The sequence below is a fragment of the Pseudomonas sp. SDO52101_S400 genome (genome assembly GCF_054071635.1).
The window spans coordinates 91,791-118,191 of record NZ_JBSVWF010000012.1; the positions used below are offsets into that span (position 1 = coordinate 91,791).

General features: G+C 59.9%; 22 protein-coding genes. 12 read left to right on the forward strand and 10 right to left on the reverse strand.

From position 1 onward, the window contains the following. The first annotated feature begins 26 nt into the window (after positions 1–26). The 3 genes from ACW9HX_RS08685 (at position 27) to ACW9HX_RS08695 (ending at position 2,886) form a co-directional block, all read left to right on the forward strand. Entirely contained in the window at positions 27–1,880 is a 1,854-nt protein-coding gene (locus tag ACW9HX_RS08685; RefSeq protein ID WP_457380258.1) for an Lnb N-terminal periplasmic domain-containing protein, read from the forward strand. 84 nt (positions 1,881–1,964) lie between these two features. Next, complete coding sequence (locus ACW9HX_RS08690; protein WP_457380259.1) at positions 1,965–2,321, forward strand: hypothetical protein; 357 nt, start codon at positions 1,965–1,967, stop codon at positions 2,319–2,321. 70 nt (positions 2,322–2,391) lie between these two features. Next, positions 2,392–2,886: a GreA/GreB family elongation factor gene (locus ACW9HX_RS08695; RefSeq protein ID WP_457380260.1), complete on the forward strand. Its 495-nt coding sequence runs from the start codon at positions 2,392–2,394 to the stop codon at positions 2,884–2,886. On the opposite strand, the gene gdhA is transcribed toward ACW9HX_RS08695, so the two are convergent. Together gdhA and ettA are read right to left on the reverse strand one after the other, a co-directional pair. Continuing rightward, positions 2,883–4,220, reverse strand: coding sequence for an NADP-specific glutamate dehydrogenase (gdhA, locus tag ACW9HX_RS08700; protein WP_457380261.1), 1,338 nt, complete (start codon positions 4,218–4,220; stop codon positions 2,883–2,885). The genes ACW9HX_RS08695 and gdhA overlap by 4 nt on opposite strands. Before the next feature lie 193 nt (positions 4,221–4,413). Next, entirely contained in the window at positions 4,414–6,078 is a 1,665-nt protein-coding gene (gene ettA / locus ACW9HX_RS08705) for an energy-dependent translational throttle protein EttA (protein ID WP_007950976.1), read from the reverse strand. 276 nt (positions 6,079–6,354) lie between these two features. Between ettA and morA the strand changes: the two genes are divergently transcribed. From morA to ACW9HX_RS08730, 5 genes are all read left to right on the forward strand, one after another. Beyond that, positions 6,355–10,203: a cyclic di-GMP receptor MorA gene (morA, locus tag ACW9HX_RS08710; protein WP_457380262.1), complete on the forward strand. Its 3,849-nt coding sequence runs from the start codon at positions 6,355–6,357 to the stop codon at positions 10,201–10,203. Positions 10,204–10,442: 239 nt separating this feature from the next. Next, entirely contained in the window at positions 10,443–11,696 is a 1,254-nt protein-coding gene (gene glyA / locus ACW9HX_RS08715; protein WP_007950978.1) for a serine hydroxymethyltransferase, read from the forward strand. A gap of 278 nt (positions 11,697–11,974) precedes the next feature. Continuing rightward, positions 11,975–13,288, forward strand: a complete 1,314-nt coding sequence (locus ACW9HX_RS08720) for a C4-dicarboxylate transporter DctA (RefSeq protein WP_457380263.1) — start codon at positions 11,975–11,977, stop codon at positions 13,286–13,288. Between the two features lie 49 nt (positions 13,289–13,337). Beyond that, positions 13,338–14,042, forward strand: coding sequence for a FadR/GntR family transcriptional regulator (locus ACW9HX_RS08725; RefSeq protein WP_457380264.1), 705 nt, complete (start codon positions 13,338–13,340; stop codon positions 14,040–14,042). Positions 14,043–14,066: 24 nt separating this feature from the next. Next, entirely contained in the window at positions 14,067–14,777 is a 711-nt protein-coding gene (locus ACW9HX_RS08730) for a GntR family transcriptional regulator (RefSeq protein ID WP_457380265.1), read from the forward strand. 122 nt (positions 14,778–14,899) lie between these two features. Here ACW9HX_RS08730 and yjiA read toward each other — a convergent pair whose 3' ends face one another. From yjiA to ACW9HX_RS08745, 3 genes are all read right to left on the reverse strand, one after another. Next, entirely contained in the window at positions 14,900–15,874 is a 975-nt protein-coding gene (gene yjiA, locus ACW9HX_RS08735) for a GTPase (protein WP_457380266.1), read from the reverse strand. 161 nt (positions 15,875–16,035) lie between these two features. Beyond that, positions 16,036–16,233: a YbdD/YjiX family protein gene (locus ACW9HX_RS08740; RefSeq protein WP_003228401.1), complete on the reverse strand. Its 198-nt coding sequence runs from the start codon at positions 16,231–16,233 to the stop codon at positions 16,036–16,038. Positions 16,234–16,248: 15 nt separating this feature from the next. Further along, the gene (locus ACW9HX_RS08745; protein WP_457380267.1) at positions 16,249–18,315 is read right to left on the reverse strand and encodes a carbon starvation CstA family protein; all 2,067 of its coding nucleotides are present in this window, start codon (positions 18,313–18,315) and stop codon (positions 16,249–16,251) included. A gap of 159 nt (positions 18,316–18,474) precedes the next feature. Between ACW9HX_RS08745 and ACW9HX_RS08750 the strand changes: the two genes are divergently transcribed. Beyond that, positions 18,475–18,843 (forward strand): PilZ domain-containing protein, encoded by a 369-nt coding sequence (locus ACW9HX_RS08750; protein WP_085712214.1) that lies wholly within the window; start codon positions 18,475–18,477, stop codon positions 18,841–18,843. On the opposite strand, the gene radA is transcribed toward ACW9HX_RS08750, so the two are convergent. From radA to katB, 3 genes are read right to left on the reverse strand one after another with little or no spacing between them, the layout of a single operon-like run. Then, the gene (gene radA, locus ACW9HX_RS08755) at positions 18,844–20,211 is read right to left on the reverse strand and encodes a DNA repair protein RadA (RefSeq protein WP_039771749.1); all 1,368 of its coding nucleotides are present in this window, start codon (positions 20,209–20,211) and stop codon (positions 18,844–18,846) included. Between the two features lie 45 nt (positions 20,212–20,256). Continuing rightward, positions 20,257–20,802, reverse strand: a complete 546-nt coding sequence (locus ACW9HX_RS08760) for an ankyrin repeat domain-containing protein (RefSeq protein ID WP_457380268.1) — start codon at positions 20,800–20,802, stop codon at positions 20,257–20,259. A 51-nt stretch (positions 20,803–20,853) separates the two neighbouring features. Further along, a complete protein-coding gene (gene katB / locus ACW9HX_RS08765; protein WP_457380269.1) occupies positions 20,854–22,395 on the reverse strand; it encodes a catalase KatB in 1,542 nt (513 codons plus the stop codon). A 286-nt stretch (positions 22,396–22,681) separates the two neighbouring features. On the opposite strand from katB, the gene mscL reads away from it, so the two are divergent. Beyond that, positions 22,682–23,095 (forward strand): large-conductance mechanosensitive channel protein MscL, encoded by a 414-nt coding sequence (mscL, locus tag ACW9HX_RS08770; protein WP_085712217.1) that lies wholly within the window; start codon positions 22,682–22,684, stop codon positions 23,093–23,095. Between the two features lie 33 nt (positions 23,096–23,128). Here mscL and ACW9HX_RS08775 read toward each other — a convergent pair whose 3' ends face one another. Beyond that, positions 23,129–23,905: a ferredoxin--NADP reductase gene (locus ACW9HX_RS08775; RefSeq protein WP_457380270.1), complete on the reverse strand. Its 777-nt coding sequence runs from the start codon at positions 23,903–23,905 to the stop codon at positions 23,129–23,131. 297 nt (positions 23,906–24,202) lie between these two features. On the opposite strand from ACW9HX_RS08775, the gene ACW9HX_RS08780 reads away from it, so the two are divergent. Further along, positions 24,203–24,913, forward strand: a complete 711-nt coding sequence (locus ACW9HX_RS08780) for an autoinducer binding domain-containing protein (protein WP_457380271.1) — start codon at positions 24,203–24,205, stop codon at positions 24,911–24,913. A 166-nt stretch (positions 24,914–25,079) separates the two neighbouring features. Beyond that, positions 25,080–26,204, forward strand: a complete 1,125-nt coding sequence (locus tag ACW9HX_RS08785) for a methyltransferase (RefSeq protein ID WP_457380272.1) — start codon at positions 25,080–25,082, stop codon at positions 26,202–26,204. A 69-nt stretch (positions 26,205–26,273) separates the two neighbouring features. Here the strand turns inward: ACW9HX_RS08785 and ACW9HX_RS08790 are convergent. Next, on the reverse strand, positions 26,274–26,401 hold a 128-nt coding region (locus ACW9HX_RS08790), incomplete at its 5' end, for a DUF2474 domain-containing protein (protein ID WP_457380275.1).

Below are 26,401 nucleotides of genomic sequence, written 5' to 3' on the forward strand. Positions count from 1 at the left end.
GTTTCTTTCGACTTAAGTTGCCATTTATGCTCAAACGCCTTGCCTGGCTGGCGCTGTGTGTCTGCGCCCCGCTGTCCGCCGCGCCCCACATCGACCCTCAACGTTTGCAGCAACTGGCCAACAATCGCTTCTGGATTTCCCTCGGCCACTACGAAACCGCGAAGCTCGGCGGCTGGCGCAGCTACGTCAGCGACAAGAAGTTCTTCCTCGCCCCCGACGGCAACGAACATCCCGACCATGAACTGGCCGCCACCGTGCAAGCGCTTTACGCCCCCGCCAGTCTCGGTGAGCAACACGCCCAGTGCGTTTACCCGGCGCGCACCCGCTGGCTGAAAGATCAACTGAACCTGACCGACTTACCGGCGCCGGACTGCGCCGAATTCAAGAAATGGTTCAAGGACGTCTCGCCCCACAGCGCGGTGATGATTTTCCCGGCGGCCTACCTCAACAGCCCGTCGTCGATGTTCGGCCACACCCTGCTGCGCATCGACCAGGCTGATGTGCAGAGCGACAAGACTTCGCTGCTCAGCTACGCGATCAACTTCGGCGCCTACATCGAAGGTTCGGACAACAGCATCCTGTATGCCTGGAAAGGCCTGATGGGCGGCTATCCCGGGCTGTTCGCCCTGGTGCCGTATCAGGAAAAACTCTCGGAATACCGCAGCCTGGAAAACCGCGATTTGTGGGAATACCGGCTCAATCTGACGCAAGCAGAAACCGCACGGATGGTCGAGCATGTGTGGGAGCTGAAGCAGATTCAGTTCGACTACTTCTTCTTCGATGAAAACTGCTCCTATCGTCTGCTCGAACTGTTGCAGGTGGCGCGCCCGAGTCTGCGCCTGACCGAACAATTCCCGCTGACCGCGATCCCCACCGACACGGTCAAAGCGGTGAAAGAAGCCGGGCTGGTGGAGCACATCGAATACCGCCCGTCCCGCGAGCGCGAACTGCTCAGCCGCGCCGCGCCATTGACCGGCGAGGAACAGGACTGGGTGCTGAAAGTCAGTGCCGACCAGCAACAATTGCAGGATCCGGCCTTCAAGGCCCTGCCCCGCGACCGGCAAGCGTTGATCATCGACGCGGCGTATCGCCTGGAACGCTACCGCGCCAATGGCCAGGAACGGGATCCACAGCGAGCACAGCGCAGTTTCGAATTGCTGCGAGCGATCAACAAAAACCCGGCGCCGGAGTTGCAAATCCCGCAGCCGGGTCTGCCCGAGGACGGCCACGAATCCCGCACCTGGCAGGCCGGTCTCGGCACCCGCGGTGACCGCGCGTTCGGCGAGTACGGCTTGCGCATGGCCTATCACGACCTCAACGACAACGCCGAGAGCTTCCCCCTCGGCGCGCAGATCGAAATCCTGCAAATGAAACTGCGCCAGTACGAAGGCAATCACTGGCAATTCCAGCAACTGGACCTGGCGACCATCCGCTCCCTGACGCCGCGCAATGCGCTGCTGCAGCCGCTGTCGTGGCAAGTCACAGGCGGCCTGGAGCGAGTGCCGGGCAAGCATGACGACGAAACCTTGGTCAGCCATGTGAACGGTGGTGGTGGCGGCACCTGGCAACTGGGTGATGATGTGCTGGGGTTTGCTCTCGGCACCGTGCGCGTTGAACACAACAATGATTTCGCCGAGTTCGTTTCCCCCGCCGGCGGTTTCAATACCGGCGTTCTGTGGAAAAACCCGTTGGGCAATCTCAGTGTGGAGGCCAAGGGCGATTACTTCTTCAATGGCGAAGTGCGCCGCAGCCTGAGCCTGAACCAGCAGTGGGAGTTATCCCGCAACCTCGGCCTGCGCCTCAGCGCCCAGCGTGAGTTCAGCCATCTGGCAACGCCGGAGACCGAAGTGATGCTCGAGGTGAAGTGGTATCACTACTAATGTTTTGATCTTCCTTTCACACCCCGTCGACGAATCCGCTTCTAGACTTTCCCTGTAAGCCGGATAACGGCGCAGGAGAGTGTGATGTGGCGGTGTGCGTTTTTTGCGGGCGTGTTGCTGTTGCTGGGTGGCTGTCAGAGCACCCACGAAGATCTGATTGCCAAGGGTTATCCGCCGGCGTTCGCCGACGGTTTCGATGACGGTTGCATCAGCGGTCGCCAGGCGGCCGGTTCGATCAGTGGCGAGTTTCGCAAGAACGTGCCGCGCTATCTCAAGGACCAGCAATACGCCGAGGGTTGGAACGACGGTTTCCGCCAATGCCAGGCGATGCTGGAAAACAAGGATCGCGAAGAGTATCGCAACGAACATTGGGATGAGCGCGAACGGGCCTGGCAGCAACAGAAGGATCAGGGTGCCGCGCGGGCGTATCGATCGCAGTAGGTCGTTTCCAGACATCCAGCGAAACCTTTTGCCTGCGACCATGGCCCAACGGTTGTCACAGGAGGTCACCATGAGCCGTGCTTTCGTCAACGAAGACAATGCCGCCGCGCAGGCCGATCAGCCAGTTGAACGGCAGGTCAGTAGCCAGCCCAACTACGTCACCCCGCAAGGGCTCGCCCAGTTGCAGGCGAAAGTCGCCGAGCTGCAAACCATGCACACCGAAGAGTCTGCCAAGGGCGAACAGGCCGACAAGCAACGGCTGGCCGATCTCGAACGGGATTTGCGTTATTTCAATCAGCGGGCCGGCAGCGCTCAGGTAGCACCTGCCCCGACTTCCAACGAAAAGGTGCAGATCGGCAGTTGGGTGACCTACGCCGACGAGCACAGCACCGAACGACGTGTACAACTGGTCGGCGAAGATCAGGCCGATGCGGCCAACGGTCTGATCAACTGGGCCTCACCGCTGGGCCGCGCGCTGCTCGGTGCACGGCTCAACGACGAAGTGCTGTGGCAGCGCCCAGCCGGCGATCAGCTGATCGAAGTGATCCGCATCGATCTGCCTTAAACCACGCCTTGCGCCAGCATCGCGTCGGCGACTTTGACGAAGCCGGCGATGTTCGCGCCTTTGACGTAGTTGATTCGGCCGTTTTCCTCACCGTAATGCACACAGGCGTGGTGGATCGACTGCATGATCCCGTGCAGCTTGCTGTCCACCTCGCCGCCCGTCCACAGCAGGCGCATGGCGTTCTGCGACATCTCCAGACCGCTGACCGCCACGCCGCCGGCATTCGAGGCCTTGCCCGGCGCGAACAGAATGCCCGCCTCGATAAAGATATCCACAGCCTCGAGGGTGGTCGGCATGTTCGCGCCTTCGGCCACGCAGGTGCAGCCGTTGCGCAGCAAGGTGCGGGCGGATTCCGCGTCGAGTTCGTTCTGGGTGGCGCATGGCAGCGCGATATCGCACGGCAACGCCCATGGCAGTTGGCCGGCGCGGAACTCCAGGCCAAACGCCGTCGCCAATTCGCTGATCCGTCCGCGTTTGACATTTTTCAGTTCCAGCAGCGCCAGCCACTGTTCTTCGCTAAGGCCTGCCTCGCAATACAGCGTGCCTTCGGAGTCGGACAGGGAAATCACCTTGCCGCCCAAATCCATCACTTTGCGGGCCGCGTATTGCGCAACATTACCGGAGCCAGAGATCGCCACGCGCTTGCCTTCGACAGTCTGCTCGCGACGCTTGAGCATTTCCTCGGCGAAATACACGCAACCGAAGCCGGTGGCTTCCGGGCGGATCAGGCTGCCGCCGTAAGTCATACCCTTGCCGGTCAGCACGCTGGTGAACTGGTTGCTCAGGCGCTTGTACTGGCCGAACAGAAAACCGATCTCCCGTGCGCCGACACCGATATCACCCGCAGGCACGTCCACGTCGGCACCGATGTGGCGGTACAACTCGCTCATGAACGCCTGGCAGAAACGCATGACTTCGGCATCGCTCTTGCCCTTCGGATCGAAGTCCGAACCGCCCTTGCCGCCGCCCATGGGCAGCGAGGTCAGGGAGTTCTTGAAGGTCTGTTCGAAGGCGAGGAATTTCAGCACGCCCATATTCACCGAAGGATGGAAGCGCAAACCGCCCTTGTATGGGCCGATGGCGCTGTTCATCTGGATGCGGAAGCCGCGATTGACCTGCACCTTTCCCTGATCGTCGACCCACGATACGCGGAACACCACCGCCCGCTCCGGTTCGCAGATGCGCTCCAGAATCCCCGAGGTCAGATAGTGCGGATTGGCTTCGAGAAACGGCCACAGGCTGCGCAGGACTTCTTCAACGGCCTGGTGGAATTCGGGTTGATCCGGATCGCGTTTTTTCAGACGGGCGAGGAAGGATTCGACGGATTCGATCATGGGAAAAGTCTCGGCAAATTTGTTGTCGTTGGAAGAGATTGAGCCGGACTGTAACAAACGATCTGTACACAGCAACAGACAAAAATGTCGCATTTATGAAAACAAATAGTACACACGCTATAAATAACGATGGATTGCAGGCAAAAAAAAGCGGAGCCCGAAGGCTCCACTCTTTCATGCAACCAACCTGTAATCAGGCCAGTTTCTTGTGGCGTACCCGGTGTGGCTGGGCCGCTGCTTCGCCGAGGCGTTTTTTGCGATCGGCTTCATACTCGGTGTAGTTACCTTCGAAGAACACCGCTTGCGAGTCGTCTTCGTACGCCAGGATGTGCGTCGCGACGCGGTCAAGGAACCACCGATCGTGAGAGATCACAATGGCGGCGCCCGGGAAGTCCAGCAGGGCTTCTTCCAGGGAACGCAGGGTTTCAACGTCGAGGTCGTTGGACGGTTCGTCGAGCAGCAGGACGTTGCCACCCTCCTTCAGGGTCAGCGCCAGGTGCAGACGACCGCGCTCACCACCGGACAGGTCCTTGACGAACTTCTGCTGATCGCCGCCCTTGAAGTTGAAGCGACCGACGTAGGTACGCGACGGGATCTCGTAGTTGCCGATGCGGATCTGGTCGGAACCGTCGGAGATCTGCTGGAACACGGTCTTGCTGCCGTCCAGGTCTTCGCGGCTCTGGTCCACACAGGCCAGTTGCACGGTTTCGCCGATCTCGATGCTGCCGGAGTCCGGAGTTTCCTTGCCCATCAGCATGCGGAACAGGGTCGACTTACCGGCACCGTTACCGCCGATCACGCCGACGATGGCGCCTTTCGGCATCGAGAACGACAGGTTGTCGATCAGTACGCGATCGCCGTAGCCCTTGGTGACGTTCTTGAATTCGATGACCTTGTCGCCCAGGCGCGGACCGGCCGGGATGTAGATCTCGTTGGTTTCCGAACGCTTCTGGAATTCCTGCGATTGCATTTCTTCGAAGCGCTGCAGACGAGCCTTGGATTTCGACTGGCGGGCCTTGGCGCCTTTGCGCACCCACTCCAGTTCTTCCTTCATGGCTTTTTCGTGAGCCGATTGCTGCTTGGATTCCTGGGCCAGACGATCGGACTTGGCTTCCAGCCAACCCGAATAGTTGCCCTCGTAAGGAATGCCCGCGCCGCGGTCGAGTTCCAGAATCCAGCCGGCAACGTTGTCCAGGAAGTAACGGTCGTGCGTGATCGCTACCACAGTGCCCGGGAAGTCGTGCAGGAAGTGTTCGAGCCACGCAACGGAGTCGGCGTCCAGGTGGTTGGTCGGTTCGTCGAGCAGCAGCATGTCCGGGGCGGACAGCAGCAGGCGGCAAAGAGCCACACGACGTTTTTCACCACCGGACAGGTGTTCCACTTTCGCGTCCCAGGCCGGCAGACGCAGCGCATCGGCGGCGACTTCCAGTTGACGCTCCAGGTTGTGACCGTCGCTGGCCTGCAGGATCGCTTCGAGCTTGGCCTGTTCGGCGGCCAGCTTGTCGAAGTCGGCATCCGGGTCGGCGTAAGCCGCGTAGACCTCGTCCAGGCGCGCCTGGGCGTCCTTGATCACGCTGACTGCTTCCTCGACCACTTCACGCACGGTCTTGGTCGGATCAAGTTGCGGTTCTTGCGGCAGGTAACCGATGTTCAGTTCCGGCATCGGGCGTGCTTCGCCTTCGAATTCGGTGTCGACGCCGGCCATGATTTTCAGCAGCGTGGACTTACCCGAACCGTTGAGGCCGAGGACGCCGATCTTGGCGCCAGGGAAGAAAGACAGCGAAATGTTTTTCAGGATTTCCCGCTTCGGCGGAACAACTTTGCCCAGCCGATGCATGGTGAAGACGTATTGAGCCATGGAGAACCTTGGGTCAGTGACTGATGAATGATTGGGACACAGGCAATGCCCGGCCAGACCGTGCGCGTCGTTCACTGGAAGATATCAATGCGTGCGCGCGGAAAGTCTAGGAGCTGGAACGCTCCCGCGTAACCGGCAAAGCTACCTGAATGACGGAAGGCAGTCCAGCCGAGCGGGGCTGGCACTTCGCCACAACTCAAGGCATGCTAGCCGCCCTTTGGGCGTCCGGCTTATAGTGCACGTCGCGCCAGTCCAGCCAAACCGCAGGATTACAGCTTGTCCAATGTCACTCCGCCAGCTTCTGTGAGCAGCACCCAACCGGCGCCCGGCTCGTCCCTGCGCGGGACATTGAAAGGCGCGCTGGCGACTTTGGTGCTGTTGTTGCTGGCGTTGCTGTTCTGGCAACTGCTCGACCAGCTGCGTGAAACCCAGAAAAACCAGCGCCAGTACACCATCGATTACACCGCCGATCTCGCCTCGCAAGTCAGCCTCAACATGTCGCTGAACGCGCAGATCGCCCTCAATCTGCTACCGATCGTCGAACAGCCGCAGTCCACCGACGAACAGCAGGCGTTGCTGCGCAAGTTGCAGCAATCGCTGCCGGACCTGCGCAGCCTGGCGCTGCTCAGCCCCTCCGGGAAAATCATCAGCGACAGCGCCACGGACAGCCAGGACGCCGATTACCTCAGCGATCTGGTGCGTCGCAGTCGTGCCCAGGCTCATTATTTCAGTAACGCCGACGACGGCTCGGTGGTGCATCTGCTGCTGCATCAGTCCAGTGGCAGCACTCGCGGCTACTGGGCGCTGCGCCTGACCCCGACGTTCTTTGCCTCGCTGACCAAGCAGGGCGACAGCGGCATCCGCCCGCTGTGGCTGGTGGAAAACCGCATCAACCATCAGATCATCAGCCGCGATGACGGTGTGCCCTCCACCAAGGCCAGCACCCTGACGCCTGAGGATCTGGCCAACAGCGTGCTGACCGTGCCCCTGAGCAGCAGCGACTGGCAACTGCGCGGCCTGTTCGATCGGCAACATGTGCTGGAAGAGTTGCTGCCAGCGTTCATTGGTAAATGTCTGCTGGGGCTGGCGTTCTCGCTGTTGCCGTTCATCGCCTTGCTCAACATGCGCCGCCGTCAGCGCCAGGTGCATGAAGGTCGCCGTCGGTACCAGGACATTTTCGAAGGCACCGGCGTGGCGTTGTGCGTGCTGGATCTTTCGGGGCTCAAGCAGGTTTTCGAAAAAGCCCAGATCCAGACCAGCGACCAACTCAAGGCCTGGCTCGACCAGCCGCAGCAGCGCCAGCAATTGCTCCAGGAACTGCGGGTCACCGAGGTCAACCAGGTGGCGCTGCAACTGCTCAACGTCAATTCCTGCGACCACGCCTGGCAATTGCTGATCGACGGTCACCCGCACAGCCAGTGCGCCATCGGCAATCAAGTGCTCGACGCCGTGCTGCAGCAGCAAAAGCAGCTGGAACTGGAAATCAAACTGCCGGACATCAACGGTCGCGACCAGCACCTGTGGCTGGTGCTGCGCCTGCCGCAGGAGCAGCACGACTACAAGGCTGTGATCCTGAGCATCAACGACATCACCAGCCGCAAGCTGATCGAGCTGTCGTTGCTGGAACGCGAAGGCTTCTGGTCGGACGTGGTGCGCACCGTGCCGGATCACCTGTACGTGCAGGATGTGATCAGCCAGCGGATGATTTTCAGCAACCACCACCTCGGCCAGACCCTCGGTTACAACCGTACCGAGCTGCATCAGATGGGCGAATACTTCTGGGAAATCCTCCTGCACCCGGAAGACGCCGACTATTACCACCGCTCGCGGCAGATGCAGCGTCACGCCGGTTACAGCCAGTTGCTGCAATGCCAGTTGCGCTTCCGTCACCGTGACGGCAAATGGCGGCGTTTCGACATTCGCGAGCAGGCGCTGGCCAGGGACAAGCACGATCAGGTCACGCGGATAATCGGCGTGGCCAAGGACATCACCGAGCAGATCGAAGCCAGCGAATCCCTGCGCGACAGCGAACAGCGCTACAGGATGCTCGCCGAAAGCATCAGCGACGTGATCTTTTCCACCGACAGCAAGCTGTCGCTCAACTACGTCAGCCCTTCGGTGCAAGCCGTGCTCGGCTATGACGCCGAATGGATTTTCCAGAACGGCTGGCAGTCGACCATCGCCAACCCGCAGCAACTGAGTGGCATTTATCACCTGATGGACCGGGTCAGCAAAGCGCTGGACAAGCCCGAACAACTGGCAGTCCTGCGCAGCCAGGTGCAGACCCAGATGTTCCTGTTCGACTGCCTGCGCGCCGATGGCCGCAAGATCCCGATCGAACTGCGCCTGGTGCTGGTGTGGGACGAACATGGCGCCTTCGAAGGCGTGCTCGGGGTCGGTCGCGACATCAGCCAGCAGCGCCGCGCCGAGAAAGACCTGCGCATGGCGGCCACGGTATTCGAGCATTCGACCTCGGCGATCCTGATCACCGACCCGGCCGGTTACATCGTCCAGGCCAACGAAGCGTTCAGTCGTGTCAGCGGCTATGCGGTGAGCGAAGTGCTCGACCAGTTGCCGAACATGCTTACCGTCGACGAGCAGCAGGACGCGCACCTGCGCTATGTGCTCAAACAATTGCATCAGCACAGCACCTGGGAAGGTGAAGTCTGGCTCAAGCGCCGTAACGGCGAGCATTACCCGGCGTGGGTCGGCATCACTGCGGTGCTCGACGATGAAGGCGACCTTGCCAGTTACGTGTGCTTCTTCAGCGACATCAGTGAGCGCAAGGCCAGTGAACAGCGGATTCACCGCCTCGCCTACTACGACGCCCTGACCCACTTGCCGAACCGCACGCTGTTCCAGGATCGCCTGCACACCGCGCTGCAATCGGCCGACCGGCAGAAGTCGTGGGTGGTGCTGATGTTCCTCGATCTCGACCGCTTCAAACCGATCAACGACTCCCTCGGCCACGCCGCCGGCGACCGCATGCTCAAGGACATGGCCACCCGGCTGCTGGCCTGCGTCGACGATGACGACACCGTGGCGCGGATGGGCGGCGACGAATTCACTTTGCTGCTGCAACACCGCTCCAGCCGCGAGATGGCGCTGAACCGTGCGATCCATGTAGCCGAGCAGATTCTTGGCAGTCTGGTGCGGCCGTTCGTGCTGGAGGGTCGCGAGTTCTTCGTCACCGCCAGTATCGGCATCGCCCTGAGCCCGCAGGACGGCAACGAACTCAGTCAACTGATGAAGAACGCCGACACGGCGATGTATCACGCCAAGGAGCGCGGCAAGAACAACTTCCAGTTCTATCAGGCCGACATGAACGCCAGTGCCCTGGAACGCCTGGAGCTGGAAAGCGACCTGCGCCACGCCCTCGAGCAGAACGAATTCGTGCTGTATTACCAGCCGCAGTTCAGCGGCGACGGCAAACGCCTGACCGGCGCCGAAGCCCTGCTGCGCTGGCGTCATCCGCGTCGCGGGCTGGTGCCGCCGGGGGACTTCATTCCGGTGCTCGAAGAACTCGGGCTGGTGGTGGACGTCGGCGACTGGGTGATCAGCGAGGCCTGCCGTCAGCTCAAGACCTGGCACCAGAGTCGCGTGCGCGTGCCGAAGGTCTCGGTGAACATTTCCGCCCGACAGTTCTCCGACGGCCAGCTCGGCACGCGGATCGCCACCATCCTCAAGGAAACAGGCCTGCCGCCGGCGTGCCTGGAGCTGGAGCTGACCGAAAGTATCCTGATGCGCGAAGTCAGCGAGGCGATGCAGATCCTTGCCGGCCTGAAGAACCTCGGCCTGAGCATCGCGGTCGACGACTTCGGCACCGGTTACTCATCGCTGAACTACCTCAAGCAATTCCCGATCGACGTGCTGAAGATCGACCGCACCTTCGTCGACGGCCTGCCGTCCGGCGAACAGGACGCGCAGATTGCCCGGGCGATCATCGCCATGGCCCACAGCCTCAATCTGGCGGTAATCGCCGAGGGCGTGGAAACCCATGAGCAACTGGACTTCCTGCGTGAACATGGTTGCGACGAGGTTCAGGGTTATCTGTTCGGGCGGCCGATGCCGGCCACACGGTTCGAGGCGCAGTTCAGCAACGATGCGCTGTTCATGTTCGACTGAAAAAGTGCGGCGCTGCCATCGCCAGCAGGCTGGCTCCCACAAGGATTGATGCCGGTCAGGGAATTTGCAGGCTGTCGCGATTAATGTGGGAGCCAGCCTGCTGGCGATTGGGCCGGCAAAAGCACCGCACATCTGTCATGAACGCCACTTGTCTGCGACATGATGTCGTTTCATATGCCATCCAAAACCCGATGGGTTAGAATGCCCCCCTTTTCTGCCCCCGATCCTTGAGGACCGCCATGTTCAGCCGTGATTTGACTATTGCCAAGTACGACGCCGATCTTTTTGCCGCCATGGAGCAAGAAGCCCAGCGCCAGGAAGAACACATCGAGCTGATCGCTTCGGAGAACTACACCAGCCCAGCGGTGATGGAAGCTCAAGGCTCGGTACTGACCAACAAGTACGCCGAAGGCTACCCGGGCAAGCGCTACTACGGTGGTTGCGAGTACGTCGACGTTGTTGAGCAACTGGCCATCGACCGTGCCAAGGAACTGTTCGGCGCCGACTACGCCAACGTTCAGCCGCACGCCGGTTCCCAAGCCAACGCCGCTGTTTACCTGGCCCTGCTGTCGGCCGGTGACACTATTCTGGGCATGAGCCTGGCTCACGGCGGTCACCTGACCCACGGTGCCAGCGTTTCCTCGTCCGGCAAGCTGTACAACGCCATCCAGTACGGCATCGACGCCAACGGCCTGATCGACTACGACGAAGTCGAGCGTCTGGCCGTTGAACACAAGCCGAAAATGATCGTGGCCGGTTTCTCTGCCTACTCGCAGATCCTGGACTTCCCGCGCTTCCGCGCCATCGCCGACAAGGTTGGCGCCTACCTGTTCGTCGACATGGCTCACGTGGCCGGTCTGGTCGCCGCTGGCGTCTACCCGAACCCGGTTCCATTCGCTGACGTCGTGACCACCACCACCCACAAGACCCTGCGCGGTCCACGTGGTGGCCTGATCCTGGCCAAGGCCAACGCCGACATCGAGAAGAAGCTGAACTCCGCCGTATTCCCGGGCGCCCAGGGTGGTCCGCTGGAGCACGTGATCGCTGCCAAGGCGATCTGCTTCAAGGAAGCACTGCAGCCTGAGTTCAAGGCTTACCAGCAACAAGTGGTGAAAAACGCCCAGGCCATGGCCGGCGTGTTCATCGAGCGCGGTTTCGACGTGGTTTCCGGCGGTACTGAAAACCACCTGTTCCTGCTGTCGCTGATCAAGCAGGAAATCTCCGGTAAAGACGCCGACGCCGCTCTGGGCAAAGCGTTCATCACCGTGAACAAGAACTCCGTGCCAAACGACCCACGCTCCCCGTTCGTCACCTCCGGCCTGCGCTTCGGTACTCCGGCTGTGACCACTCGCGGCTTCAAGGAAGCAGAGTGCAAAGAGCTGGCTGGCTGGATCTGCGACATCCTGGCTGACCTGAACAACGAAGCGGTGATCGACGCCGTTCGTGAGAAAGTCAAAGCCATCTGCAAGAAACTGCCGGTATACGGCGCTTAATTGCGACGTTAAAACCGCAGCATGAAAAACCGGCCAAGTGATTGGCCGGTTTTTTTTCGTCCGCAAAAAAGTTTCGAACGGCAAATGGCTCAAGGTCGGGGCATTGCGCCCAACTGGTCAGACCGGTCATGCCAATTCGTCATTTTTCACTTGCGATCCCTAAAAAACAGCGCCTAGACTGCACCCGCACTGGACATACCGGTAAGACCACAATAATTAAGTCCTGAATCTGATACGCCCCGCGTACGGCAGCCAGGACACCGACCAGGATTCCTCCCATGCTCAGATGGTGCTCGCGTTCAATCTTCCTCCAAGTGGTTCTCGGACTGGTGCTCGGCATCGTCTGCGGGCTGACCCTTCCTGAATACTCGGCCCAGCTCAAACCGCTCGGCGACGGTTTCATAAAACTGATCAAGATGCTCATCGGCCTGATCGTGTTCTGCGTGGTCGTCAGCGGCATCAGCGGCGCCGGCGATCTGAAGAAGGTCGGGCGCATCGGTCTCAAATCGGTGATCTACTTCGAAGTGCTGACCACCATCGCTCTGGTGATCGGCCTGGTGTTCGCGTTCAGCACCGGGATCGGCAGCGGCGCCAATATCCATCTGGAACAGCTGTCCGCCGCCGACATGGGCGACATCGCCGAGCGCGGCCAGCACATGCACACCACCACTCAGTTCCTGATGGACCTGATCCCGACTTCGGTACTCGGCGCCTTCGCCGACAACAACATCCTCCAGGTGTTGCTGTTCTCGGTGCTGTTCGGCAGCGCGCTGAATCTGGTGGGTGAAGCCGCTTCCGGGATCTCGCGACTGATCAACGAACTGAGCCATGTGATCTTCCGCATCATGGGCATGATCGTACGTCTGGCACCGATCGGCGTGTTCGGCGCCATCGCCTTCACCACCAGTAAATATGGCCTGGACTCGCTGCAACACCTGGGCAGTCTGGTCGGCCTGTTTTATCTGACCTGCATCGCTTTCGTCAGCGTGATTCTGGGTCTGGTCATGCGTGCCTCCGGCCTGCGCATGTGGCCACTGCTCAAGTACCTGCGTGAAGAACTGCTGATCGTCATGGGCACCGCGTCCTCCGACGCCGTGCTGCCGCAGATCATGCGCAAGCTGGAACATCTGGGCATCGGCAGCTCGACCGTCGGGCTGGTGATTCCCACCGGTTACTCGTTCAACCTCGACGGCTTTTCGATCTACCTGACCCTGGCCATCGTGTTCATCGCCAACGCCACCGGCACACCGCTGGCCATGACCGATCTGCTGACGATTTTGCTGGTGTCGCTGATTACCTCCAAAGGCGCCCACGGCATTCCAGGATCGGCGCTGGTGATTCTCGCGGCCACGCTGACGGCCATCCCGGCGATCCCGGTGGTCGGGCTGGTGCTGGTGCTGGCGGTGGACTGGTTCATGGGCATCGGCCGGGCACTGACCAATCTGATCGGCAATTGCGTCGCCACCGTGGCCATCGCCCGCTGGGAAAGGGACATCGATGTGCAACGGGCGAACAAGGTGCTGAACGGCGAGCAGGGCTATAACTTTCAGCCGAGAAAAACCGTCGCTCAAGCGGCGGCCAAAGAATTCTGAATGACCACCGTGCCTGCGCAAATGCAGGCACGGCTCATGGAGCGAACACGTGATTACTACATCAACCGTCGTCAACTCAGTGGTAGAAAAACTCCGGGCCGCCCTCGCCCGCGGCCAATGGCGCTCCGGTGACATGCTGCCGGGTCAGCGCGAACTGGCCGAACAACTGGGCATCAGCCGTCCGAGCCTGCGCGAAGCGGTGATCGTGCTGGAAACCCTCGGTCTGGTGCGTTCGATGCCGGGCAAAGGCGTGGTGGTGCTCGACGCCCAGACCAGTGACAGTCAAAGCCACGACAGCGCCGTGGCCGGCGCGAGCCTCGAGGATGTGCTGCAACTGCGTTACACCCTTGAACCGTTCATCGTCGGTCTGGTGGCGCAGTCGATCAGCAGCAAGGAGGTCGGCCAGTTGCGCCTGACCCTGATGGATATGCGCGAAGCCCTCGAAGCGGGTGACAGCGAGGCCGGCGTCAGCGCTTACATCGCCTTCCACGAAGAACTGTTCACCCTGACCTCGAACCCGATTTTCCAGAGCGTGGTGCAACAGACCAGCAACGCCCTCAAGCAAAGCGCCGAAGTGCTGCGCAATTCGCCGGAGCATCTGGCCGAACGCCTTGAGGAAAACGAAGCCGTGGTGCGGGCGATCCGCAGCAAGAACAGCGCTCAGGCCAGCGCCGAAATGCGCCGGCATATCCTGCGTGAAGGCCAGCGCATGGGCATCGAGCTGAATATTCCGGATGACAACCTGAACCACTGAAACGCCTCACACTGGAGACCGGCCATGAACAGTCTTGCCACGCCGTCGCATTCTCGCCAGACCTCGGCGGCCCTGCCCTTCTCCCGCCTGCAAGCGCCGGTGGACGACCTCTATCCGCGACTATTCGACGCGATCCTCGAACAGCGTCTCGATGCCGCCAGCCGCTTCACCGAAGAGAGTCTCAAGAACATGTTCGGCGTCAGCCGCGCCGATGTGCGTCGGGTGCTGACCCAACTGTCCCACGAACAGATCATCGTGCTGCGGGCCAACCATCGACCACGGGTTGCCGCGCCGGACGCCGAGCAGACCCGTCAGGCCCTGCACGCCAGGCGCCTGGCCGAGACCACGCTGGTGCGACTGGCTTGTGAGCACGCGCTAGCTGAAGATCTGAAGCGCCTGCGAGCGTTAATCGAACGTGAGCGATTAGCGGTGGAAAAAGATCGACGCGGCGCGGCAATTCGCCTGTCCGGGGAGTTTCATTTGCAGTTGGCGAAAATGGCCGGGAATGCACCGTTGGCGCATTTTCTCGGCACGCTGGTGCCGTTGACTTCGCTGGCGATTGCGCGTTGCGGCGAGCAGACGCACAGCTGTTGCGCGTGGGAGGAACACTTGGCAATTGTCGAGGCGGTGGAGCGGGGAGATATTTCAAAAGCCGGCATGCTGATGAATCGGCATCTGGAACATCTTGAGCAGACGTTGCTGGGTTCAGCTCTTGAGCAATGCGTTGTCGGTTAGATCGCCATCGCTGGCAAGCCAGCTCCCACAGGACTTGAGGTGATCAAAAATATTGTGCCCGCTGTTTAACCTGTGGGAGCGGGCTTGCCCGCGATGACTTCATCACGGGCACCGAACATCCCTCAGCCTGCCACGACCCGAGCAAACCCCGCCCGGATCTTCTCTTCCGGCAAATCATCGGCGATAAACACGATCACGCTTTCCCGCGCCTCGCCCTCGGCCCACTCGGTGTCCCAGTCGAAGCCGTAGAGTTTCAGCACCCCCTGGAACACCAGCCGCCGGTCTTCACCCGCGATGTTCAGCACGCCTTTGTAGCGCAGCAATTGCTTGCCGTGCTCTTCCAGCAATTCGTTCATGAACTCGCTGAGCTGATCGATATCCAGCGGCTGATCCGTTCGCAGCACCAGGCTGGAAATCCGGTCGATGGACGGCGCCTTGCTCACCGGCCGCAAACTCACCCCGCCGCCGAGATCGGCATTCAGGTTGAAACCGCGCACATCGAGCAATTCGGCCAGATCGATATTGCCGTGTTCGACCACGCGAATCGGCGCCCGCCGGTTGATACGGGTCAGACGTTCGCTGAGCGCCGTGAACGCGGCCTCGTCCACCAGGTCGGTCTTGCTCACCAGCAATCGGTCGGCAAAACCGATCTGAGCCTGGGCGATGGTCTGGGTCAGGTGCAGTTCGGCGTGAGCGGCGTCCACCAAGGTGATGATGCCGTCTAGCAGGTAACGCTCGCGCAGTTCTTCATCGATGAAAAATGTCTGCGCCACCGGCGCCGGGTCAGCCAGACCGGTGCACTCGATGACCAGACGATCGAAGGCGATTTCGCCACTGTCCAGGCGTTCGAGCAACAGGTACAGGGCCTTGGTCAGGTCGGTGTGGATGGTGCAGCAGACGCAGCCGTTGGCCAGGGTCATGACTTGCACCGGCTCGTCATCCAGCAATTGGGTGTCGATGCCGGCGTCGCTGAATTCGTTTTCGATCACGGCGATTTTCAGGCCGTGCTCGGCTTTCAACAGATGGCGCAGCAAGGTGGTCTTGCCGGCGCCGAGGAAACCGCTGAGCACCGTTACGGGTATTGGAGAAGACAACATCGATCCCCTTCACAAAATTGATGAACAACACAAAAAAAATGTGGGAGCGGGTTTGCTCGCGAAGGGGTCGTGTCAGTCGACATCATTGCTCAATGACACACCGCTTTCGCGAGCAAGCCCGCTCCCACAGTTGGGGACTGCATCAACCGAAGGCTGTCAGATCAACAGCACTTCGGCCCACCCTTGCCGCCGTAACGGGCTTCCTGACGTTCACGAAAGAACATCTCGTAGCTCATCACCGGCTTGTCCGGGTGTTTGGTTTGCATATGCTCGACGTACGTGTCGTAGTCGGGCATGCCGACCATCAGGCGCGCGGCCTGACCGAGGTATTTACCGAGGCGACTCAGGTCATTGAACATGGTGCAATCCTCTGGTTACGCGTCCGGCAGAGCCTGGAATGGCGATTCTTTATCCGTACGCTCTTTTTTGCCCCAGGCGGCGATGCCGACCTTGAGCGCATAGAACAGGATGCTGAATACCACGAACAGGAACAGCGCGGTCAACGTTGCGTTGGTGTAAGCGTTGAAGATCACGTGCTGCATCTGCTCGACGCTCTTGGCCGGTGCGATCACCTGGCCTGCGGCCAGCGCATCGCTGTATTTCTTGGCCAGCGACAGGAAGCCGACGGCCGGGTTGGCGTCGAACAGCTTGATGAAGCCTGCGGTCGTGGTGCAGATCAGCAGCCAGGCGGCCGGCAGCAGGGTGACCCAGATGTAGCGCTGACGCTTCATTTTGATCAGGACCACGGTGCCGAGCATCAGCGCGATACCCGCCAGCATCTGGTTGGAGATACCGAACAGCGGCCACAAGGTGTTGATGCCGCCCAGCGGATCGATCACGCCCTGATACAGCAACCAGCCCCACATGGCCACACAACCGGCGGTGGCGATCAGGTTGGCGGTCCAGGATTCGGTACGTTTCAGCGCCGGCACAAAGGAGCCGAGCAGATCCTGCAGCATGAAGCGCCCGGCACGGGTGCCGGCGTCCACAGCGGTCAGGATGAACAGCGCTTCGAACAGGATCGCGAAGTGGTACCAGAACGCCATGGTGTTTTCACCCGGCAGGACACTGTGCAGAATCTGCGCGATACCGACCGCCAGGGTCGGAGCACCGCCGGCACGGGCCAGGATGGTGGTTTCGCCGATGTCATGCGCCACCGCTTGCAACGCTTCCGGGGTAATTGCAAAACCCCAGTTGCTGACAGCGGTTGCCACGGCCACCACATCACCGCCGACGACTGCTGCCGGGCTGTTCATGGCGAAGTACACGCCTGGCTCGATCACCGAGGCTGCGACCATGGCCATGATGGCCACGAACGATTCCATCAGCATGCCGCCGTAACCGATGTAGCGGGCGTTGGTTTCGTTATCCAGCAGTTTCGGCGTGGTACCGGACGAGATCAGCGCATGGAAGCCCGATACCGCACCGCACGCGATAGTGATGAACAGGAACGGGAACAGACCGCCCTTCCACACCGGGCCGGTGCCGTCGACGAACTGGGTCAGCGCCGGCATTTTCAGCTCGGGCATGGTGACCAGGATGCCGATCGCCAGGGCGATGATGGTACCGATCTTCAGGAACGTCGAAAGATAGTCACGCGGCGCGAGGATCAGCCAGACCGGCAACACAGCGGCAACGAAGCCATAACCGATCAGCATCCAGGTGATTTGAATGCCAGTGAAGCTGAAGGCCTTGGCCCACACAGGATCAGCGGCAATCTGCCCGCCCAGCCAGATCGAACCGAGCAACAGCACCACGCCGATCACCGATATCTCGCCGATGCGGCCCGGACGGATGTAGCGCATGTAGATGCCCATGAACATCGCGATCGGGATGGTCGCCATCACGGTAAAGATGCCCCACGGGCTCTCGGCCAAGGCTTTCACCACGATCAGCGCCAGCACCGCGAGGATGATGATCATGATCAGGAAGCAGCCGAACAGCGCGATGGTGCCGGGGATGCGGCCCATTTCTTCACGCACCATGTCGCCCAGGGAACGGCCGTTGCGACGGGTCGACATGAACAGGACCATGAAGTCCTGCACCGCGCCCGCCAGCACCACGCCGGCGATCAGCCACAGCGTACCGGGCAGATAGCCCATCTGCGCAGCCAGTACCGGACCGACCAGCGGCCCCGCGCCGGCGATGGCCGCGAAGTGGTGTCCGAAGAGAATGTGTTTGTTGGTTGGAACGTAGTCCAGACCGTCATTGTTGAGCACGGCGGGGGTGGCCCGGCGTGGATCGAGTTGCATCACATTGTTAGCGATGAACAGACTGTAGTAACGGTACGCAACCAGATAAATGGCCACGGCGGCGACCACGATCCACAAGGCGTTGATCGCCTCGCCTCGGCGCAATGCCACTACGCCCAGGGCGCACGCTCCTACGATTGCCAGCACTAGCCAGGGTAAGTGGCGCAGCAGGCTATTATTATTTTTCATTTTATTATTCCAGCCAGGGTGGACAAGAAAGACAGCCACCCCGAGTTTAGCGCTACTGACGGCAAAGGCCATACCCCGACATTGGTCGGACGCCCCGCCTGACTGGCAACACTCGACGTGGCGGGTCTATAGTCAGGCAACCGTCCAGAGGATTGCGCCATGAGCGAGCACCCGTCCGAGCGTCGCCGCTTCAAACGTATCGCGTTCGATGCCAGAACCGAATTGAGCCAGGGCGAGTACATCTGGCCGGTGAAGCTGATCGACCTGTCGCTCAAGGGGCTGCTGATCGAACGGCCGGAGCCGTGGCTGGGGGATGAAACGCAGGACTTCAACGTCGACATTCACCTCAGCGACGACACCGATATCCAGATGGATGTGCAACTGGCGCACGACGATCATGGCCAACTGGGCTTCCAGTGTCGGCACATCAGCCTGGAGTCGATTCAGCGCCTGCGACGTCTGATCGAGCTCAACCTCGGGGATGAGGCCGAGCTCGAACGGGAGCTTGGTGCATTGATGGAGCTCTGATTACTCGAAGAGTGAATCCAGCGCCTGCTCCAGGCGCGTCACCGCAATGATCTGCAGGCCAGGAGGCGCCTCCTTCGGCGCGTTGCCCTTGGGCACGATCGCGCGCTTGAAGCCGTGCTTGGCGGCTTCCTTCAAACGTTCCTGACCGCTCGGCACCGGGCGCACTTCGCCTGACAGGCCGACTTCACCGAACACCAGCAAGTCATGAGGCAGCGGACGGTTGCGCAGGCTCGACATGACCGCGGCCATCAACGCCAGATCGGACGCGGTTTCCAGCACCTTCACCCCGCCGACCACGTTGAGGAACACGTCCTGATCGTGGGTCGGAATGCCGCCATGCCGGTGCAGAACAGCCAACAGCATCGCCAGACGATTCTGGTCCAGACCCAGCGTGACCCGACGCGGGTTGGCCAGATGACTGTCATCCACCAGCGCCTGGACTTCCACCAGCATCGGCCGGGTGCCTTCCCACGTTGCCATCACCACACTGCCCGGGACTTCTTCCTGCGCGCGGGTGAGAAAAATCGCGGAAGGGTTGGAAACTTCTTTCAGGCCCTTGTCGGTCATGCCGAAGACGCCGAGTTCGTTGACCGCGCCGAAACGGTTTTTCACCGCCCGCAGCAGGCGCAACCGGCCATCGGATTCGCCTTCAAAATAAAGAACGGTATCGACCATATGCTCCAGAACACGTGGCCCGGCCAGTGCGCCTTCCTTGGTCACATGGCCGACCAGGAAAATCGCCGTGCCGCTCTGCTTGGCGTAACGCACCAGCAACGCTGCACTTTCGCGCACCTGGGACACGCCACCCGGCGCCGATTGCAGTTGTTCAGTGAAGATCGTCTGGATCGAGTCGATCACCATCACCTTGGGTTTTTCCTGGCGGGCGGTGGCGATGATGGTTTCGATGCAGGTTTCGGTCATGACCCGCAGTTGATCCTGCGGCAGCCCGAGTCGACGTGCGCGCATCGCAACTTGCTGCTGGGATTCCTCACCGGTGACGTACAGCGCCGGCATGGTCTTGGCGAGATTGCACAGGGTCTGCAACAGAATTGTCGACTTGCCGATACCCGGATCGCCGCCGATCAGCACCACCGAACCGTCCACCAGACCACCACCAAGCACCCGGTCCAGTTCGCCGGAGGCTGTGGAAAAACGCGGAATCTCTTCGATGCTGACTTCGGCCAGCGTCTTGATCTGGGCTTGCTGCCCGGCCCAGCCGGTGCGCCCGCTCGGGGCGGCGGCACCGCCGCTCTCGACCATGGTTTCGGTCAGGGTGTTCCACGCGCCGCATTCGCCGCACTGCCCGGCCCATTTGGGAAAGGTTGCGCCGCACTCGGTGCAGCCGTACATGCGCTTGGCCTTGGCCATCTGAACCCCCGACAAAAACCGCGATGATAACGCAGCCGTCGCCAATCAGTGCGGCGCGGCGGTACGGATTTCCCCGCTGGCCAGACGCGCGGCGCTGTTGCCCAACGGATCTTGCGCGTTCAGATCGGCACCCCTGGCCTTGAGAGCGTCGAGCAATGCTTCACGCTTGAACAGTCCTGCGTACATTGCAGCGGTCTGACCCGCCCCGTTGCGTTGGTCCGGGTTGCAGTCGGTAGCCATCAGTCGACGGGCAATCTGCAATTCCCCTTTGAATATGGCCCCCATCAGGGCCGTGTTTCCGCGCCGATCCTGGGCACAGGCATCCGCGCCGGCGGCGAGCAATTTATCCACAGCCTTGCCCTCGCCGTGATACGCCGCCAGCATCAGCGCGGTGTAGCCCTTGGAATCCTGGGTATCCAGGGGATAGCCTGCCTCGATAAACGTATCGAGCATGGCGACATTGCCCTCTCGGGCGGTGTTGAAGTAGTAATCCTGCAATTGCGCCTTGAGCGCCGCAGGATCCTGTTCGGCCGGTGCTGCCAGCGCCGCGAACGACAGACAGCCCAGCACCAGTGAAAGACAAATACGCATGAGTCGCCTCCTAGAAAGGAGCGAGGCCCGTCACGGGCCTCGCGGTCATACTCAGTCGACCAGTTTCGCCGCCAGAGCCTTGACCCGACCCAGGTCCCCCTTGGCCACCTTGGTCACGCCGGTGCCGTATTCCGGATCGGCCTTATAGAGGAAGGACAGGATGATGTGCTTGCTTTCGTCATCGGTGCTCGCCAGCGAACCGCCAAAGCTCTCGATCAGATCCTGACGTTCCTTCTTGCTGAAGGATCGATACAGATCACCGGCCTGCTTGAAGTTTTGCTCTCGCTGGATTTTCGCCTGCTGAGTGCTGCCTTGCAGGGACGACTGGCTATACCGAGCGCCTTGTGGCTCCTCACGCGGATACAAGCGGCTCGGCTGGTAGTTCACGCCCGTGCTGCTGGCGCCGAAGTTCATCGCCCCATCCTGATTACCATTGTTCACCGCTACTTTTGGAGCGTTGATGGGTAATTGCAGTGCATTGGCACCCAGGCGATACATTTGAGTATCGGCGTAAGAGAACACTCGACCTTGTAACAAGCGATCTTCCGAAGGTTCGATACCGGGAACAACATTGGCCGGTGCCATGGCAACTTGTTCAGTTTCCTGGAAGACATTCGAAGGGTTACGGTTCAACACCATTTGTCCAACTTTCCGTTCAGGAACATTGGGCCAGATCTTGGTTGCGTCCAATGGATCGAAATCAAACTTGGACAAATCTTGCGGATTCACAACTTGGACGTACAAGTCCCACTTCGGAAAATTGCCTTTATTGATATTCGCTACCAGGTCATTGGTCATATGACTGTAATCCTGACCCTGAACTTTTACGACCTGTTGCGGATCGAGATTCTTGATCCCCTGCAAACTTTTCCAGTGAAACTTCACGTAATGCACTTCGCCCTTGTCGTTGACCAACTTGTAGGCATGTACACCATTACCGTCCATCTCCCGATAACTGGCTGGCGTCCCCGAGTTGGAATACAGCTCGGTCAACGTGCGGGTGGCTTCAGGGACGTGGGAGAAGAAGTCGAAGCGGCGGGAGTCATCATCAAGGTTGGTGCGCGGGTCCGGCTTGAACGCATGCACCATGTCCGGGAACTTGATCGCATCACGGATGAAGAACGTCGGAAAGTTGTTACCCACCAGATCCCAGTTGCCGTCGGCGGTGTAGAACTTGGTGGCGAAGCCCCGCGGGTCGCGCAGGGTTTCCGGGGAGTGGTTGCCATGCACTACGGCGGAAAAACGCACGAACACCGGCGTTACCTGCCCGGCGGCGAACACTTTGGCCTTGCTCAGATCGCTGAGATCGTTGGTCACGGTGAACGTGCCGTGAGCACCGGTGCCCCGGGCATGCACGACGCGTTCGGGAATGCGCTCGCGGTCGAATCGCTGCAGTTTCTGGATCAGTTGCACGTCCTGCAACAGCACCGGGCCGTTGGCACCGGCGGTTTGCGAGTTCTGGTTGTCGCCCACCGCTGCACCGTTATCCCGGGTCAGGGGCGCGGCGTTCACGGAAAAGGTCAGCAGGCTGGCGGCGAGTACGCCAAACGTACGGCGATGGGGAACAGCCCCGAGGCCAAGAGTGAAATTCATTTTCAGGCTCCTCTGTTTTTTTGAGGCGCATCCAGGTGCGCCAGACAGAGGCTAGAAGCTCGATCCGCCAAACATAAATAGAAAGATCGTAACGCGATGATTGATTAATTTTTCTTCCAGATCAGCGGCTTGCAGCGTATTTCGCGCGCGATTAGTGGCACTTTGCAAACTAATCGTGGATAGATGTGTCGATAAAAGCGGGCATTGTAAGCAGGTGTTTCGCGCAGGACGCGTTTTGCTGATTTACACTGCGTACACCAAACTCATCTGTAACAAGGAAATAACTATGGGCGTGCTCAGCGAGTTCAAGGCCTTCGCGGTCAAAGGCAATGTGGTCGACATGGCCGTCGGTATCATCATCGGTGCGGCCTTCGGCAAAATCGTTTCATCGTTCGTCGGTGACGTGATCATGCCGCCAATCGGCCTGCTGATCGGTGGGGTGGACTTCAGTGATCTGGCGATAACCCTTAAAGCCGCCGAGGGCAGCGCCCCTGCGGTCGTGATGGCTTACGGCAAGTTCATCCAGAGCATTCTGGACTTCATCATCGTCGCCTTCGCGATTTTCATGGGCGTCAAAGCCATCAACCGCCTGAAGCGCGAAGAGGCCGTAGCCCCAACCCTGCCGCCGGTTCCGACCAAGGAAGAAGAATTGCTGGGCGAGATCCGCGACCTGCTCAAGGCCCAGAATAATCGGCCTTGAACCCCATAAACGGCGCCTGAGGGCGCCGTTTCTTCACCAGTAGTTTTCCACCGCCACCTGCCCTGGCCGCCGCGTCAGGCTGAGGCTCATGCCGCGTTGCTTGAGCAAGGCCCGGGTGTCGTCGATCATCTGCGGATTGCCACACAGCATGACCCGCGAATACAGCGGATCAAGCTCGACACCGGCCGCTTTCTCCAACTCCCCGTTTTCAATGAGGGTGGTGATACGCCCTTGGAGGGCTCCCGTATGAGACTCGCGCGTCACTACCGGGATGAACTGGAACTTGTGCGCATATTCGGCCAGGTAATCGCGCTGCATCAGTTCCGCGATCATCTGTTGATAAGCCAGTTCCCTTGCCTCCCGCACGCTGTAGACAAGGATGATCCGTTCAAATTTTTCCCAGACCTCGAAGTCCTGCAGGATCGACAGAAACGGCGCCACGCCGGTGCCTGTGGATAACAGCCAGATATCTCGACCATCGATGAAACGATCCAGTGTCAGATACCCGAAAGCCTGGCGATCCACCAGCAAGGTATCGCCAGCCTTGAGCCGGCTCAGTTCACTGGTGAACTCGCCACCAGGCACCACGATGGAGAAAAACTCAAGAAACTCATCGAACGGCGATGACACCATAGAGTAGGCCCGCCATACCGTACTGCCATCGGCCTTGACCACCCCAAGCCTGGCAAACTGTCCCGCACGAAAGCGAAAGCCGGCATCGCGGGTCGTACGCAATGTGAACAGGCTCGGTGTCAGTGGCTGTACATCAAGCAAGGTCTGACGGCTGAATTTCTCTGCGCTGGCGGTCATCGGCAACTCCCTGGACTATGACCCTAGTGTCACGCACTGACGCTCAATAAAAAACCGACAATTTGTAGTGATTAAATAGCTTTCGGCAATCGAGTACTGGCGCACTGACACACTCCCGACATCAGATGATGAACTGCATTTAATAAACATATGCGGTTAATCACAAACGACTAATTTTCACCTATTTAAGAGCAAAAGATTCCAAACGCTTTCGTAGGAATCATCCTACACTCGTTTTCGTGTCTGACTCTTGGATCCAAGATCACACCCCAGCGAAACATCTCGGAGAAACTTCAAATGGAAATCTGGAAGGCATCGCAAATAAAGCAGGTGACAGGAGCGTCAGAAATTGACACTGCTTATCCGATCCTGCTGAAATTTGCCAAAAACATAGGCTTCCAGTTTTGCGGTATTTCAATCACTGCGCCTGATCGAAATAAACTGTCAAAACCCTTGCGTATCAATAACTACCCTAAAGCTTGGAATCAACTATATGAAGATAATCGTCACTGGGAAGCTGACCCGGTAGTGGCACACTGCAATCAAACCATGTTTCCCATTACATGGAGCAAAGAACTATTCTCAGAAACACCCGAATTATGGGAATCGTTGAAAGAACATGGACTGGAACACGGCTGGTCGCAATCCTTCCATCATGAAGAAAGCGGCCTGTGCAGCATTCTCAGCCTGGCCCGGCCCCAATGCCCGATCAGTGCACTGGAGGTGTACGAGCATTTTGGCTACATGCTTTATGTCACCAGCCATCTGAGCAGGGTGTTCGCCAGTACGCTTCCTTCACGACCTGAAAGGGACAAACCGCGCCTTACTTTTCGAGAAGTCGAAGTGTTGAAGTTGTGTGCTTCCGGTAAAACAGCCTATGAAACCGCGAGAATCCTCAGCCTGAGTGAACGCACCGTGAACTATCACGTGCATAACGTGATTGTGAAAATGAACGTCTGCAACAAGATTTCTGCGGTCATCGCCGCTACCAAGGCCGGGATCATCTAGTCGTCCACCCCGAAAACAGGCAAGTATTGCGCTCAAAAAAAACGTACCATTTGCAACCTTCCTGAGTGATGACGCGAACCTACGCGCCGCAGTCCACTCGGACGGTTCCGCCGCACGAACCTCCTGGGCCGCGGGACACCCGTCGATTACCCAGAGTCCCCGCCCCATGCCTTTGCTCGATACCCCCTTCGCCCAGCTTGATCTGATCCGCCAGCCCGAACAGCAGAACGAACCGCTGCAAGCCTTCGATGCGGCCGACGAATACCTGCTCAATCATCTGGCCGAGCAGAATCTTCCGGAGCGGACACGGGTTCTGGTGCTCAATGACAGTTTCGGCGCGCTGGCCATCAGCCTGTCGGGCAAAGTACAGGTCACCACCAGTGGCGACTCGTTCCTGGCGTTTCAGGGCCTGGAAAAAAACCTGCTGCGCAATGGCCAGGCATTCGATGCACTGCGCGGTATTCCAGCCAGCGAGCCTCTGGCTGGCCCCTTCGACCGCGTGCTGATACGTGTACCGAAAACCCTCGCGCTGCTGGAAGAACAACTGATTCGTCTGCAAGGTCAGTTGGCGCCCGGCGCGCAAGTGGTAGCCGCAGCAATGGTCAAGCACTTGCCCCGTGCTGCCGGTGATCTGCTGGAACGTTACATCGGTCCGGTCCAGGCTTCGCTGGCAGTGAAGAAGGCACGCTTGCTGATCGCTACGTCCGACGCCAAGGCACCAGCCCTCTCGCCCTACCCGACCCGTTATCGCCTCGACGAACCGGCCATCGAACTGCTCAACCACGCCAACGTATTCTGCCGCGAAGGACTGGATATCGGCACCCGTGCCTTCCTCCCGCATTTACCGAAAAACCTCGGCGCGGCGCGGGTCGCCGACCTCGGCTGCGGCAACGGCGTACTGGCCATCGCCAGCGCCCTGCAAAACCCCGATGCGCATTACACGCTGGTGGACGAATCGTTCATGGCCGTGCAATCGGCGGTCGAAAACTGGCGCGCGGCGCTGGGTGATCGTGAAGTGATCGTTCGCGCCGGCGACGGTCTGGCCGGGCAGGAAGCGCAGTCGCTGGACGTGGTGCTGTGCAACCCGCCGTTCCATCAGCAACAAGTAGTCGGCGATTTCCTCGCCTGGCGCATGTTCCAGCAGGCCCGCGAAGCGCTGGTCGTCGGTGGCGCGCTGTACATCGTCGGCAACCGTCACTTGGGTTATCACAGCAAACTGGCGCGATTGTTCCGCGGTGTCGAGCAAGTGGCAGCCACGCCGAAATTCGTGATCCTCAAGGCGCGCAAATAATCCGGGCAAAAAAAACCCTCCGGTCGGAGGGTCAAAAATCCGTGCCGCAAGGCGACGGGATGGGAAGTTTCAGTGTGTAGTCAGGCCTGCGGCATTCATGAACATGCGCATCAGGCTGGCGACGATGAACAGTGCACCGACGCTGCCGACCCAGATCATGGCCAACCAGCCGAGCCGCTGCCACAGCGGCTTTTTTT

Bases quoted from the DNA above. Each gene is read 5' to 3' on its own strand.
- ACW9HX_RS08685 (WP_457380258.1), top strand. From the start codon at position 27: ATGCTCAAACGCCTTGCCTGGCTGGCGCTGTGTGTCTGCGCCCCGCTG.
- ACW9HX_RS08690 (WP_457380259.1), top strand. From the start codon at position 1,965: ATGTGGCGGTGTGCGTTTTTTGCGGGCGTGTTGCTGTTGCTGGGTGGC.
- ACW9HX_RS08695 (WP_457380260.1), top strand. From the start codon at position 2,392: ATGAGCCGTGCTTTCGTCAACGAAGACAATGCCGCCGCGCAGGCCGAT.
- gdhA (WP_457380261.1), bottom strand. From the start codon at position 4,220: ATGATCGAATCCGTCGAATCCTTCCTCGCCCGTCTGAAAAAACGCGAT.
- ettA (WP_007950976.1), bottom strand. From the start codon at position 6,078: ATGGCTCAATACGTCTTCACCATGCATCGGCTGGGCAAAGTTGTTCCG.
- glyA (WP_007950978.1), top strand. From the start codon at position 10,443: ATGTTCAGCCGTGATTTGACTATTGCCAAGTACGACGCCGATCTTTTT.
- ACW9HX_RS08720 (WP_457380263.1), top strand. From the start codon at position 11,975: ATGCTCAGATGGTGCTCGCGTTCAATCTTCCTCCAAGTGGTTCTCGGA.
- ACW9HX_RS08730 (WP_457380265.1), top strand. From the start codon at position 14,067: ATGAACAGTCTTGCCACGCCGTCGCATTCTCGCCAGACCTCGGCGGCC.
- yjiA (WP_457380266.1), bottom strand. From the start codon at position 15,874: ATGTTGTCTTCTCCAATACCCGTAACGGTGCTCAGCGGTTTCCTCGGC.
- ACW9HX_RS08740 (WP_003228401.1), bottom strand. From the start codon at position 16,233: ATGTTCAATGACCTGAGTCGCCTCGGTAAATACCTCGGTCAGGCCGCG.
- ACW9HX_RS08745 (WP_457380267.1), bottom strand. From the start codon at position 18,315: ATGAAAAATAATAATAGCCTGCTGCGCCACTTACCCTGGCTAGTGCTG.
- ACW9HX_RS08750 (WP_085712214.1), top strand. From the start codon at position 18,475: ATGAGCGAGCACCCGTCCGAGCGTCGCCGCTTCAAACGTATCGCGTTC.
- radA (WP_039771749.1), bottom strand. From the start codon at position 20,211: ATGGCCAAGGCCAAGCGCATGTACGGCTGCACCGAGTGCGGCGCAACC.
- ACW9HX_RS08760 (WP_457380268.1), bottom strand. From the start codon at position 20,802: ATGCGTATTTGTCTTTCACTGGTGCTGGGCTGTCTGTCGTTCGCGGCG.
- katB (WP_457380269.1), bottom strand. From the start codon at position 22,395: ATGAATTTCACTCTTGGCCTCGGGGCTGTTCCCCATCGCCGTACGTTT.
- mscL (WP_085712217.1), top strand. From the start codon at position 22,682: ATGGGCGTGCTCAGCGAGTTCAAGGCCTTCGCGGTCAAAGGCAATGTG.
- ACW9HX_RS08775 (WP_457380270.1), bottom strand. From the start codon at position 23,905: ATGACCGCCAGCGCAGAGAAATTCAGCCGTCAGACCTTGCTTGATGTA.
- ACW9HX_RS08780 (WP_457380271.1), top strand. From the start codon at position 24,203: ATGGAAATCTGGAAGGCATCGCAAATAAAGCAGGTGACAGGAGCGTCA.
- ACW9HX_RS08785 (WP_457380272.1), top strand. From the start codon at position 25,080: ATGCCTTTGCTCGATACCCCCTTCGCCCAGCTTGATCTGATCCGCCAG.